The 12,861-nt window shown below is 62.3% G+C and carries 9 protein-coding genes; 4 read left to right on the top strand and 5 right to left on the bottom strand.

The features are described 5' to 3' along the window. Positions 1-54: 54 nt before the first annotated feature. Positions 55-942, top strand: a complete 888-nt coding sequence (locus ATY77_RS01265; RefSeq protein ID WP_088685731.1) for a LysR substrate-binding domain-containing protein — start codon at positions 55-57, stop codon at positions 940-942. On the opposite strand, the gene ATY77_RS01270 is transcribed toward ATY77_RS01265, so the two are convergent. The 3 genes from ATY77_RS01270 to ATY77_RS01280 form a co-directional block, all read right to left on the bottom strand. Beyond that, a complete protein-coding gene (locus ATY77_RS01270; RefSeq protein ID WP_088685732.1) occupies positions 943-2,595 on the bottom strand; it encodes an acyltransferase in 1,653 nt (550 codons plus the stop codon). It abuts the gene before it with no gap. 163 nt (positions 2,596-2,758) lie between these two features. Further along, positions 2,759-4,252 carry a gamma-glutamylcyclotransferase family protein gene (locus ATY77_RS01275; protein WP_088685733.1) on the bottom strand — a complete coding sequence of 498 codons (1,494 nt, stop codon included), beginning with the start codon at positions 4,250-4,252 and terminating at the stop codon, positions 2,759-2,761. Positions 4,253-4,490: 238 nt separating this feature from the next. Then, positions 4,491-4,985 carry an Lrp/AsnC ligand binding domain-containing protein gene (locus tag ATY77_RS01280; RefSeq protein ID WP_088685734.1) on the bottom strand — a complete coding sequence of 165 codons (495 nt, stop codon included), beginning with the start codon at positions 4,983-4,985 and terminating at the stop codon, positions 4,491-4,493. A 173-nt stretch (positions 4,986-5,158) separates the two neighbouring features. On the opposite strand from ATY77_RS01280, the gene ATY77_RS01285 reads away from it, so the two are divergent. The 3 genes from ATY77_RS01285 to ATY77_RS01295 all read left to right on the top strand — a co-directional run bounded on the left by ATY77_RS01285 (position 5,159) and on the right by ATY77_RS01295 (position 12,003). Further along, positions 5,159-5,365: a hypothetical protein gene (locus ATY77_RS01285; RefSeq protein WP_088685735.1), complete on the top strand. Its 207-nt coding sequence runs from the start codon at positions 5,159-5,161 to the stop codon at positions 5,363-5,365. A 28-nt stretch (positions 5,366-5,393) separates the two neighbouring features. Continuing rightward, a complete protein-coding gene (gene putA, locus ATY77_RS01290; RefSeq protein WP_088685736.1) occupies positions 5,394-9,101 on the top strand; it encodes a trifunctional transcriptional regulator/proline dehydrogenase/L-glutamate gamma-semialdehyde dehydrogenase in 3,708 nt (1,235 codons plus the stop codon). Between the two features lie 373 nt (positions 9,102-9,474). Beyond that, positions 9,475-12,003, top strand: coding sequence for a methyl-accepting chemotaxis protein (locus ATY77_RS01295; RefSeq protein WP_088685737.1), 2,529 nt, complete (start codon positions 9,475-9,477; stop codon positions 12,001-12,003). Between the two features lie 35 nt (positions 12,004-12,038). Here the strand turns inward: ATY77_RS01295 and ATY77_RS01300 are convergent, their stop codons facing one another. Beyond that, positions 12,039-12,239 (bottom strand): hypothetical protein, encoded by a 201-nt coding sequence (locus ATY77_RS01300; protein WP_088685738.1) that lies wholly within the window; start codon positions 12,237-12,239, stop codon positions 12,039-12,041. 218 nt (positions 12,240-12,457) lie between these two features. Beyond that, on the bottom strand, positions 12,458-12,769 hold the full coding sequence (locus ATY77_RS01305) for a hypothetical protein (RefSeq protein WP_088686225.1): 312 nt from the start codon (positions 12,767-12,769) through the stop codon (positions 12,458-12,460). Positions 12,770-12,861: the final 92 nt, after the last annotated feature.

Below are 12,861 nucleotides of genomic sequence, written 5' to 3' on the forward strand. Positions count from 1 at the left end.
GGCATAAAAAATTAGCTTCGCATAAGTTTTTATCATGCGAATAGGAGTCTTGTGATGCAGTTTCGAAGACGGCTTCCGTCGCTGACGGCGCTGGTGACGCTGGAAGCGGTGCTGCGCCGGAAAAGCTTCACCACGGCCGCGAGCGAACTCGGCGTTACCCAGGCAGCCGTCAGCCGGCAGATCGCCGCTTTGGAGGAGGAGCTCGGCCAGCCGCTCTTCCTGCGTAAACACCGGGCGATCGAGCCGACGGCGGCCTGCGTCAGCCTCGGCGCGACGCTGGCGAAGAGTTTTGCCGATATCGCGGAAAGCGTGGAAGCGATCCAGTCGCGCAGCCAAGACGTGGTGACGATCGGCTCGACCGTCGCCTTCTCCTCCTTCTGGCTGCTGCCGCGGCTCGCCGAATTCCGCCGGGCCAATCCCGGCATTCTGGTGCGGGTCATATCCCAGGATAACCCGATCACGCTTGACGACGGAGAGATCGACGTGGCGATCCGATACGGCGTGCCGCCCTTCAGCGATGGCACCGTCATTGCCTCGCGCGGCGACGTCGTCTGCCCCGTCTGCTCTCCCGACCATCTCCGGCGCCGGGGAGATGGCCCGCTCGGCTCCGCCGACGAATTCATCGAAACGGAGGTGCTCGATCGCTCCTGGTACGGCTGGGCGCAATGGGTGTCGCTGACTGGCGGCAATATCGAGATCAAGCCATCGCTTCGCTTCAACCATTACACCGAAAGTATCGCGGCCGCGCGTGCCGGGCAGGGGATCGCACTGGGATGGCGCATGCTGATCGGCACCTTCCTGGAGGACGGAACCTTGGTGCCGGCCTCGCAAACGGAGCTTGCCGCCGAAGGGCGCTACAACGTGATCGTGCCGATCAAAGCCAAGCGCAGCCATGCGCGCGATCTCGCCGCCGCCTGGCTGACGGCCTCGCTGCACGGTTGATCAGAGGCCGAGGCCTGGGGTTGCCGTTCTGTGTACGCCCTTGGGCATGAAGGCGAATTGGTCCGCGAGGCCGAGGAAATCGGCCGCCAGGTGAATGACCGAGAGCCACATTTCCGTCCCCTGCAGGCTCGGCTCGCCACCATCGGCGAATGGGAAACCCTCGCCATCCCGCCATCTGTCGAGCGCCCTGGAGATCAGTCTGCGGGCGATCGCCTCGCCATCGGCCCGGCGGTAATCCGTTTGCCGCCCGATCAGCAGCAGCGGATGGATCGTGTCCAGCAGGTTGCAGGCATTGTATTTCTCGGCAACGAAACTCTTGTTGTTGCGGTAATTGAGGTGAATCGTCTCGATCGCGGCAAGCGGGTGCGGAAGCGGCATACCGAACTGCGCGTAGGTGCCGCGCGTCAGGCGATAAAATCCATTCACCGGCTGGAGCCATCCCTCCAGCGCCGTCGGCTCGCCCCAGAGGCCGGAAACGCTGTTGGCATTGCGGCTCAGCCACTCGAAGAGTGCCTGCCGCGGCCCTTTGATGCCGAAATACCGGGCGTTGAAATACATCGCGGTTCCGATGGCATCGACGACGCTGCCGGCGTGCCATGCCCGGCTCGACCAGGGCAAGGCGCTCAGCCATTGCCCCAGCTCCGGAGCATCGATCTGTACTGCCTGGATAGGGTGCCGTGGCCCGGAGCCGAGCAGTTCCAGCGCATAGCCGACCGAAAGCACATTGTAGAGCGCCTTCGGATCCTCCCGCAGCGCCCGGCCGTGCACAGGCGAATGCTCTTCCGGAAAAAGGCCGGTCTCCCGATCCTGAAGACCCTGGAGACGCTCGACGGTCTGCGACGGGTCGAGCCCGGGCGGCAGATGCCCGAAGCCTGCCGCGATCTCGATGGCGTCGCAGAGATGCCGGATCGCCGGCCGCCTGATCCCGTCCGCTTCCAGCGATTCATAGGCCTCAGCCGTTTTCCAGCGCGCAAGGATATCAGGCCATTGCTCTTTGGCTTTCTGGCCTAGCCTGAGCAATTGATCCTCGATATCGCCCGCGTTTGATTTCCCTGCCGGTGCGCCCCGGCTGCGCAGCACCTTTGCCGGTACGCCGCCGGCAATCGCTAGCGCAGGAATGTCTTGCGTGACCACCGCCCCGGCGGCAATCACCGCGCCGTTGCCGATCGTGACGCCATCGAGAATCACGCAATTGGCGCCGATCCAGACATCGTCGCCGATGACGATGCCGAGGCTGACGACGCCTTGGCGATGGATGGGCCGATCGGGATCGTCGAATCCATGATTGAAGCCGACGATCGATGCATGGGAAGCGATCCGCACGCCATTGCCGCACGTCACCCTGCCGGAAATGCAGGCATAAGGATTGATCGAGCAATCCTCGCCGAGGATCACGTCGCCCCGCACGAGCGCACGCCCCGCAATCCACGACCGCTCGCCCATCCTCAGGCTCTCCGTGAAGATCGCCGCATTTTCGGCAATATAGGAGGTCTCGGCCAGTTCCGCGCCGCATGCTCGCCGAAGCGCTGCCTTGCGGGCGAGATGAGCGGGATGATCGAGATCCGCCGCGATGCGTTCCCAGGGAAGATATTGCAGCCGGCGCGTTTCGCGCTGTTCATTCGCCGATACTTGCGGGCTGTTGGCGTGATCCATCTGATCCTCATTTGCAGTTCCACCGCCGAATATTTGTCTGCTTTCAGCAATCGTAGCCGGTCGGCATCGGACGTCGTAACCGCTGTGAATTGTAGCTGTATCAATGCGCTAAACGCGGACATCGGATCCGCAGTCTGGACCGACATTTCAACCGACGCCAGTCTCACCGCCTGGAATTTCCGAGGATGGCGCGCTGCTTCTTGTCCCGCGTTTTGTCGGGATCCTCAGTCGCCTCAACCGACAGAATATGTACATCGATGTATTCCGCTGGCAGGCTGTGCTCCATGGCTCCTGCCAAGACGAGGTCTTTGTACCACCCATAAGGCTTGAGGCTATCATCGATGTAGCCGGGGGTGGCGATGTAGGTAAGGACTTTTCGTCTGCGGCCTTTGTCATTGATAACCGTCACCATCGCGTGCTCGTAGCCGTTACCTACGCCTTCTGCCTTATCCAATGCGGCACGTTCGGTAGGATCGAAGCCAAACAGGACTCCGATTACGCTATCGTCGTCGCCACTGGCAAATGCGTTGCACTTTCCGGACCCATCCACGCTGCGCTTATGGAACCGAAGGCTATGACCTGGTAGGCTAGCGGTGCCGAGCGCCTTGCAACTTGGCATGCGTTCACGCAGCCGGGCTGTCGACATGTTGGACCCATAAGCGAAGTAAACGATCGCCTCTGGAGGCCCGGTCTCGGTTTGCCTCAACGGCTTGATCTGTGGATCTCCGGGCTTGAGAATGGTGCGCAGAGGAACCGTCATAATGCTGTGCTCGTCGGAATCTTCGCCTTCGCGACTGATGATGGGCCGCCCATCCTCGAAGTCGATGATTGGAACAGCTCTCCCGGTCCAGCCGCAGTCTGCGCAGTGCGGCCGTTCCCAGAGCACGCCGGGGGCTGCTGTATTCTCGCCCTGCTGAGGTTCGAGATGCGGTGAGCGGCATTTTGGGCATTCCTCTGGCACCCCGCGCAACTCGCGAACAATCAACGAGGTCGCCATGCCGATGGCATGCTGCATCAACGACGATGCCATGTCGGCATCAATCCAGGTCGCCGACTTCGAATGCGTCAGCCAGTTCGAAAACGTCCAAGCGGACTCAAGCGCCCCCTTGATGACCCCACGACGCTCTTTGTTGGTGTCGCTTGGCAGGAGATCGTTGCAGATGATTTCTATCCATGCACGGAAGTTGGCCCGCTGCGGTGGCGCCTCAGTCTTCCACATTGCCGCATCCTGCGCTACGCCGATTAGTTCGAGCAGCGCCTCGCGACAACGGACGCCGACAGCTTGGTAGTCCGAGAGTCTGTGCGCCTGCGTTACGGCGGTACTGGCTTCTTCCATTTTCTCAAACACGGGGCCGAACGGAAGGATGCGGATATCGTCTTCCTGTTGTTCTTCCGTGCGTGGGATGCGGAGCATCAGACCGATATGGAACGTTAGAGCCAGGTCCATATTTGGGAATTGCTCCTGGGAGTAGAGATTTGTACCGCCCGTAATAACCCACCAGCGATCCTTATCGGTGTGGATATCCCATACGTTGTGGCGGGTGTTGAGGACTGCCTCTGAGTAGACTTTTTGCATGAAAGTCACTTCGAGATCGGGCGCCTGCCATTCAAAGTATTCCCGAATTTCCTCGATTTCGTCTTGGGTAGCTTTCAACATGATCTACTCCCGCGAACGGTTAGTTGGCAGCCGCACTGCAACGAATTCGCGAAAAGCTTATCAATAGAACAAGGTCGTTTGAATTTCAAAATCCAACGCAGCAACGCGGGCAAGGGTAGCAAAGTGGCCCCGCGACTTGTCATCGTGGAGCGATCCTCATGCGCTCATTGTCAGCAAGGTTCGCGCATGTGTGTGTTTTTGCTCATCGCCAGGTGGTCACAAGCATCCACAGACATGATCACGAAAGACTAGACCCGAACTTGTCCCAGCCTTCCTTGATCGTCTCCATCGCGACGTTGGTCGAGGTGTTGGCAACATGGGGCAGCGTCGAGATGCGCTCGCCCAGCACGCGGCGGTAGCGGCCGATGTCGCGGGTGCGGATTTTCAGGAGATAATCGAACCGGCCGGCGATCATGTGGCACTCTTCGACTTCTCTGATTTTCTTGATGGCCTCGTTGAAGCTCTTCAGCGCATCCTCGCGGGTGTCGGAAAGCTTCACCTCGACGAAGGCGATGTGGTCGAGCTGCATTTTCGATGGATTGAGGACGGCCTTGAAGCCTTCGATGTAGCCGTCGCTGATCAGCCGCTTGAAGCGGATCTGGCATGGCGTCTTCGAAAGCCCGACGCGCGCGGCGAGATCGGTGATCGACAGCCTGCCGTCTTCGGCGAGCGCGGCGAGGATCTTTCTGTCGAACTGGTCCAATTCACTAAAGATGTCGGTTTCTGTGGCCATTTGAACTCTCGATGCTCTGTTTATAAGTTCATACAGCTTGAAAACGGTTGAAATCAAGTGAGATCGCGATTCGCGACTGTGGTAGATTATGCATCGGCAATGGGAGGAAGGGCGCAGCCGCTCGGCGCATTGCCGGAATCGGTGGCTGCGACGCTTGAAAAGGGAGATCATGGATGCATGAGAGAAAAGCGGATGGCGATCAAAAACCGGATCTGCTCGCTCATTACCGGCCGGTGGCGATAAGAGCGGTCGCGGCCGCATTCACCCTCAAGCGCGACAAGCCCCATGCGCGCCCGCTCCGCGAGACGGAATATTCCGGCCCGATTTTTACGGACGGTGGCATCTGGGACGACGAGCCCGGTGTTCCATTTATCCGTTAGACGAAACATTCACCGATCAGGGACTCCCATGTTGAACGCAGCGATCGACCCCGCATCCTCCCAAGAACCCGCCGGCGGCGCGCCGTTCGCCGCATTCGCGCCGCCGATCCGGCCGCAATCGGACCTTCGCCGGGCGATCACGGCAGCCTATCGCCGTCCGGAAACGGAATGCCTGCCGCCGCTCGTGGCGGCCGCGCGCGTTTCCGAAGCGAAGCGTTATGACATCCGCAGCACGGCCCGCACGCTGATCGAAGCCTTGCGCGCCAAGCACAAGGGCACCGGCGTCGAGGGCCTGGTGCAGGAATATTCGCTCTCCAGCCAGGAAGGCGTGGCGCTGATGTGTCTTGCCGAAGCGCTGCTGCGCATTCCCGATACCGACACCCGCGACGCGCTGATCCGCGACAAGATCGCCGAAGGCAACTGGACTTCCCATATCGGCGGCGGCAAATCCATGTTCGTCAACGCCGCCACCTGGGGCCTCGTCGTCACCGGCAAGCTGACCTCGACGGTCAACGACCGCAGCCTTTCGGCGGCGCTGACGCGGCTGATTGCCCGCGCCGGCGAGCCGGTCATCCGCCGCGGCGTCGATATGGCGATGCGCATGATGGGCGAGCAGTTCGTCACCGGCGAAACCATCGAGGAGGCGCTGAAGCGCGCCCGGCCGCTCGAAGCGCGCGGCTTCCGCTATTCCTACGACATGCTGGGCGAGGCCGCGACCACTGCTGCCGACGCCGAACGTTATTTCAAGGACTACGAAAAGGCGATCCACGCCATCGGCAAGGCCTCCGACGGGCGCGGCATCTATGACGGCCCCGGCATTTCGATCAAGCTTTCGGCGCTGCATCCCCGTTATGTCAGGGCGCAGGCCGGCCGGGTGATGGGAGAGTTGCTGCCGAAGGTCAAGGCGCTCGCCGCTCTCGCCAAGGGTTATGACATCGGCCTCAACATCGACGCCGAGGAGGCCGATCGGCTGGAGCTTTCGCTCGATCTGCTCGAGGAGCTTTGCTTCGCGCCGGAGCTGGCGGGGTGGAACGGGCTCGGCTTCGTCGTGCAGGCCTATGGCAAGCGCTGCCCCTTCGTGCTCGATTACATCATCGATCTCGCCCGCCGGTCGGGACGGCGGATGATGGTCCGTCTCGTCAAGGGCGCCTATTGGGATGCGGAGATCAAACGCGCCCAGCTCGACGGTCTCGACGACTATCCCGTCTATACCCGCAAGATTTACACCGACGTTGCCTATATTGCCTGCGCCCGCAAGCTGCTTGCCGCCGCCGATGCCGTCTTCCCGCAGTTCGCCACGCACAATGCGCAGACGCTGGCGACGATCTATCATCTCGCCGGTCCCGATTTTGCGGTCGGCAAATACGAGTTCCAGTGCCTGCACGGCATGGGTGAACCGCTCTATGACGAAGTCGTGGGCAAGGAGAAGCTCGACCGGCCCTGCCGCATCTATGCGCCTGTCGGCACCCATGAGACGCTGCTCGCCTATCTGGTGCGCCGCCTTCTGGAAAACGGCGCCAACTCCTCCTTCGTGCATCGCATCTCCGATCCGAACGTTTCGGTCGAGGCGCTGGTCGCCGATCCCGCCGAAACCGTCGCGGCGATGCCCGTCGTCGGCGCCCCGCATGCACAGATCGCCGCGCCCAAGGCGCTTTACGGCAATGCCCGCGCCAATTCGGACGGGCTCGATCTCTCGAACGAGGACACGCTGACGGATCTGGCGCAGGCGCTCGCCTCCACGGCAGCGAGCCCGTGGCATGCGCTGCCGATCCTCGCCGACGGCTCCACCGATGGGGTGACACGCGACGTCCCCAATCCTGCCGATCACAGAGATGTCGTCGGCACGGTCACCGAGCTGAAGGTCGAGGAGGCTGCCCGCATTGTTGCGATGGCCGCCGACTATGCGCCGCAATGGGCGGCCGTACCGCCGGCCGAGCGTGCGGCTTGCCTGGAGCGGGCCGCCGACATCATGCAGGCCCGCATCAAGACGCTGATGGGCATCATCATGCGCGAGGCCGGCAAATCGGCGGCCAATGCCATCGGCGAAGTGCGCGAGGCGATCGACTTCCTGCGCTATTACGCCGAACAGGCGCGCAAGACCCTCGGCCCCTCTCATGCGCCCCTCGGCCCCATCGTCTGCATCAGCCCGTGGAATTTCCCGCTGGCGATTTTCACCGGGCAGGTGGCCGCAGCCCTCGTCGCCGGCAATCCCGTGCTGGCGAAGCCCGCCGGCGTTACGCCGATCATTGCTTCGGAAAGCGTGAAGATCCTTCATGAGGCCGGCGTGCCGGTCGGCGCCCTGCAGTTCGTGCCCGGCAGCGGCCGTCTCGGGGCCGGCATGGTCGGTGCCGAGCAGACGGCGGGCGTGATGTTTACCGGTTCGACCGAAGTCGCCCGGATGATCCAGGCGCAGCTTGCAGAGCGGCTGTCTTCCACCGGAAAGCCGATCCCGCTGATTGCCGAAACGGGCGGCCAGAACGGCATGATCGTCGACTCCTCGGCTCTCGCTGAGCAGGTGGTGGCCGACGTCATCACCTCGGCCTTCGACAGCGCCGGCCAGCGCTGCTCGGCGTTGCGCGTTCTCTGCCTGCAGGACGATGTGGCCGACCGGACGCTCAACATGCTAAAGGGCGCCTTCCGAGAACTGACGATCGGCCGCACCGACCGGCTGAGCATCGATGTCGGCCCCGTCATCAATGATGGTGCGAAGGCAGAGATCGACGAGCATATCGAGAAGATGCGCGGCGCGGGCCGCAAAGTGGATCAGCTGCCGCTGCCGGCAAGCGCCGCCGCCGGCACCTTCGTTCCGCCGACGATCATCGAAATCAAGTCGCTGTCGGATCTGACGCAGGAGGTTTTCGGCCCGGTGCTGCACGTCGTCCGCTTCAAGCGGAACGGGCTCGATCGCCTGATCGACGACATCAACGCATCGGGTTACGGCCTCACCTTCGGCCTTCACACCCGCCTCGATGAGACGATCGCGCATGTGACGAGCCGCATCAAGGCCGGCAACCTCTACGTCAACCGCAACATCATCGGCGCCGTCGTCGGCGTCCAGCCATTCGGCGGGCGCGGCCTGTCGGGAACCGGTCCGAAGGCCGGCGGTCCGCTCTATATCGGTCGTCTCGTGCAGCGCGCGCCGGTGCCGCCGCAGCAGGATTCGGTTCATACCGACCTCGCCCTTCGCGATTACATCGTCTGGCTCGACAAGAAGGGTCTGACGGCAGAAGGGGAAGCGGCGCGCGGTTATGCGAGCCGCTCGGCCCTCGGGCTCGAGCGCGAGCTTACCGGTCCGGTCGGGGAGCGCAATCTCTATGCGCTTCATCCCCGTGGCCGCATCCTGCTCGTGCCGCAGACCGAAAGCGGGCTCTATCGCCAGGTTGCCGCCGCTCTTGCGACCGGCAATCAAGTCGCAGTCGATGCCGGTTCCCTGTCGAAATCGGCGCTGGCGGACCTGCCGGCGGCTGTCGCCAGCCGGCTTTCCTGGACATCGGATTGGGCAAAGGACGGGCCGTTCTCCGGTGCGCTCGTCGAGGGCGATCGCGACAGGGTTCTTGCCGTCAACAAAAAGATCGCCGCGCTGCCCGGCCCGCTGCTGCTGGTCCAGGCTGCGACGACCGAGGAGCTGACGGGCGATCCCGAAGCCTATTGCCTCAACTGGCTGCTGGAAGAGGTTTCGACCTCGATCAACACGGCCGCTGCCGGCGGCAATGCAAGCCTGATGGCGATCGGCTGAGTGAAATGCGAGGGCGCAGAGATGCGCCCTCAAGGCCGCTGACAGAGCCCTCTTTCGTCATGCTCGGGCTTGTCCCGAGCATCTGCTTCCGTTGATAGGGCAGCACGTCCTCGGCACAAGGCCGAGGATGACGTCGAGGAAAAGGCGAGGTTGCCAGCAAATCGGAGGCAGAAGCAGAAAAGATATGCCTTCGGTCATCCTCGCGAACAAACTCGACACCATTGACTATTTTTTTAAGAGTTCTGCCTATCGTGATGGTCTCGGGCGCGGCCACCGCCAATTGAGGGCGATGGTCAATTGCGCGCAGGCGTGCTGTCGCATGGTGGGGCGCCGGAGTTGAGAGCCGAATTTCCTGGGCGGGGGCCACCATTTCATGTCGTTGATTGATCGTCTGTTGCAGCGTATGCGGATCGTGACGAAGGTCCTGGTCTTCGTGGTCCCTCTGATCGTTCTCATCGCGGGCATCGGTCTCTTCGGTTACTTCACCGCCGGCACGCTGAATGGCCAGATGACGCTGACGCGGCAGACGATCGATACGCTTTCCAGTTTCCAGCAGCTGCGCTCTTCGTTGACCGCCTTTACCGATCTGCCGGCATCGGCTACCCGCGATCGGCTGATCGCCAGCATCGCCGATCAGCAGAAGGGCGCGGCGACCCTCGATGCCATGTTGATCGATCCGTCGCAGAAGCAGCAGATCTCCGCCGTGCGCGAACTCGGCGGCAAGATGCAGGGCAGCGCCGACGCACTGTGGGCGGTATCCCAAGAACGGGCGAATACCGAACAGGCGATCGACGAGGCGGTGGCGCAGCTTTTCAGGGAAAGCCAGACCGCCCGCAAGCAGCTCGACGTTCTTCAGGATCAGGCAAACGGAAAGGAGGCCTTCGTCCGGGCGCTTCTTCTCGATGCCTCGGCCTATAAGAACCTCGCGGCGCGTATCACGAAATTGCGCAAGGCGACCGCGGGTGCCGCCGAGCCTCAGAAACTTGCCCAGGCCATCGGCAGCCTTCTGCCGCCGCTCGTCAAGGAGCTCGGCGAGAGCGAAGCGCTCGCCTCCGATAAGGCAAAAAGCCAGATCGCCTCGCTGAAGCCGGTACTGGAGACGCTCGCCGCCATGGCGAAGGACAGCGCCAATCTGTCGCTTGAAGGCTACGCGCCCGTCGATCAGGACCTGCAGCGTTTCGAGGAGCAGTTCACAAAACTTGCCTCCGGCAATGCGGACACCGCAATCGAGCGCTTCGTCGGCATGGATGCGAGCATCGCGACGCTTCGCTCGATGGTGGCGATCGTCAACACCGCTTTCAAATCGATCGACGATCTGCGCCTGCACTTGAGCGAACTGAACAGGCGCGTCGATGCGGAGTCGCGGGATGCGGTTCTTGTCGATCTGAAGGCGCTGCGTGAAAGCGCTGCCAAGCTCGAACCCCTGAGCGGCAAGAATGCCGCCTTGAAGGATCTTGCCAAGAAGATCGAGCCTTCCCTTGCCCTGATCGAAAAGAGCACGTCGGCGCTGATATCGATCGCGGACCAGTGGCAGAACAACAAGGAGGCGGCGACCGAGCTGGTGGCGGCCGCAAGTCACACGCTCGAACAATTCGTCAGCACGGCGCAGGAGAGCGGCAAGGAAATCAGCCAGCGCTCGGCCACGATGTCGCTCGCTGCCATGATTGCGGGCACCGTGCTTGCGATCATCGGCGCCCTGATGCTGATCGAAACGCTGCGCGGACCGCTGAAGCGCATCACCCAGACGATGATGCGGCTTGCTGACGGCGATCTGAACGTTCCGATCGGCGACGGCAAGCGCGGCGACGAGATCGGCGACATGATCCGCTCGGTCACCGTCTTCCGCGACCAGGCGCTCGAAAAGACCAGATTGGAAGAGGTCGCCGAGGCAAGCAGGGCGCGCGACGAACTGGAGCAGGCCCGCCGTGCCGCCGAGCAGGCGCGCATCGAGGCGGAACAGAGCGAGGCTCTGAACGCGCTCTCTGACATGCTCGGCAAGCTCGCCAACGGCAACCTCGCCGCTGAGATGAGCGAGGATCTCGCTGCCGAATACGTCGCCATGGCCCGCACCTATAATCACGCCATTGACGCCCTGCGCCTGACGCTCGCCGAGGTTCGCAACTCCACCTATGAGATCGCCGAGGGCAGCACCAATCTGTCGGGAGCCGCCGACGATCTCGCCCGCCGCACGGAACAGCAGGCTGCCGCCCTCGAGCAGAGCTCACGCGTGCTCGGCGAGCTGACCGCCAGCGTGCGCACGACCGCCGAGAATGCGCGCCAGACCTCGCTTTCGGTCGCCGAGGCTCACCGCCAGGCGGAACATTCTGCAGCCGTTGTCGCCAAGGCCGTCGATGCCATGGGCGCCATCAACCGCTCTTCCGAGAAGGTCACCAGCATCATCGGCGTGATCGACGAGATCGCCTTCCAGACCAATCTTCTTGCGCTCAATGCCGGCGTCGAAGCCGCCCGCGCCGGTGAAGCCGGCCGAGGCTTCGCGGTCGTTGCCCAGGAAGTGCGCGAGCTTGCGCAGCGCTGCGCCAAGGCTGCCCGCGAGATCAAGGATCTGATCTCCAACAGCGCGTCCCAGGTCGGCGCCGGCGTCACGCTGGTCGAAGAGACTGGCGAGGCGCTTTCCGCCATCATGGAGCATTTCACCTCGATCAACGGGCTGGTGCAGGTCATCTCCTCTGCCACGACCACGCAATACAAGGGCATCGACGAGGTGAACAACGCCGTTCGCGATGTCGAGCACATCACCCAGCACAATGCCGCTATGGTCGAGGAAAACACCGCCGAAATTCACCGGCTCCGGCATCAGGTGGAAGTGCTGAACGAGAGGATTTCCCACTTCCAGACCGCCGCTACCGAGGGCCGCAGGCCATCGATCGCGCTCGCATCCTGACGGCGCAGGCGCTCATCCAGATTGGGCGTCAGGCGTTAAGCGCCGGGACAGAGAGGAATATCGGCCGAAGCCCGCCGGCGTTCGCATTCGTTGCGGAACGAGCGATATTGCCAGAAGCCCTCAGGGCTTTCCCGCCGGTAGACGGTTTCGAGCCAGAAGACTGTATCGTCGATCGGCAGGACCGGATGCCATGCATACCATTCCGACCAGATCTTTCTTGCGGGATCGCTCTCCATGATCGTCGCCCATCGAAGGAGTTTCTTGTCTCCGGTCTCCGGTACCGGCTCTTCATATTCGATAATCGAGAATTATAATTCAAGATCATTCTTTAATTGAAATCATTATCGCGCACTGCTTGAAATATTTCGTAGCTGCCACCGCAGCGTTTGCGGTTGCACAAGGATGCCCGGCGGGCGAGCCGTGAGATTCCATTCGGGGTGAAGCCGAGGGGCTATCAGGCGATCGAGCGCAGCCCGAGATAGGCGGCGAGACTGACGGCGGAGAGCGCGATGGTCAGCCTGGGTCGTGCATCGTCGAACATCGCCGCCAGCAGAAGGCCGAGCATCAGGATGACGAATTTTGCCCAGAGATCCTGGTCGGAAACCGTGAAGGCCATTGCCGCCAGGAAGACGGCGCTTGCGACGATCGTTACCGGCGCGGACTTCTCGGCAAGTTCGCCGCCCGGGAAATAGGGCAGGAGAAAACGCCGCATGCTCAAGCCGGAAGCCACGCTCAGGAGAAGACAGGTCAGGACAAGGTGCAACATGGGCCGGCGCCGATCGATCTGCAGATAAAATTGCAGATGCAAACCCCGTGCCAGCCTGAAACCCTCTATTCGCCGTTCGGCAGGGGGCATAT

Origin of the sequence: Rhizobium sp. R634, assembly GCF_002211305.1 — a bacterium.
Taxonomy (GTDB): domain Bacteria; phylum Pseudomonadota; class Alphaproteobacteria; order Rhizobiales; family Rhizobiaceae; genus Rhizobium.

What these genes read in the sequence shown, in the direction of transcription:
- ATY77_RS01275 (WP_088685733.1), bottom strand. Translation starts at nt 4,252, where the DNA reads ATGTTGAAAGCTACCCAAGACGAAATCGAGGAAATTCGGGAATACTTT.
- ATY77_RS01285 (WP_088685735.1), top strand. Translation starts at nt 5,159, where the DNA reads ATGCATGAGAGAAAAGCGGATGGCGATCAAAAACCGGATCTGCTCGCT.
- ATY77_RS01295 (WP_088685737.1), top strand. Translation starts at nt 9,475, where the DNA reads ATGTCGTTGATTGATCGTCTGTTGCAGCGTATGCGGATCGTGACGAAG.
- ATY77_RS01265 (WP_088685731.1), top strand. Translation starts at nt 55, where the DNA reads ATGCAGTTTCGAAGACGGCTTCCGTCGCTGACGGCGCTGGTGACGCTG.
- ATY77_RS01270 (WP_088685732.1), bottom strand. Translation starts at nt 2,595, where the DNA reads ATGGATCACGCCAACAGCCCGCAAGTATCGGCGAATGAACAGCGCGAA.
- ATY77_RS01280 (WP_088685734.1), bottom strand. Translation starts at nt 4,985, where the DNA reads ATGGCCACAGAAACCGACATCTTTAGTGAATTGGACCAGTTCGACAGA.
- ATY77_RS01300 (WP_088685738.1), bottom strand. Translation starts at nt 12,239, where the DNA reads ATGGAGAGCGATCCCGCAAGAAAGATCTGGTCGGAATGGTATGCATGG.
- ATY77_RS01305 (WP_088686225.1), bottom strand. Translation starts at nt 12,769, where the DNA reads ATGTTGCACCTTGTCCTGACCTGTCTTCTCCTGAGCGTGGCTTCCGGC.
- putA (WP_088685736.1), top strand. Translation starts at nt 5,394, where the DNA reads ATGTTGAACGCAGCGATCGACCCCGCATCCTCCCAAGAACCCGCCGGC.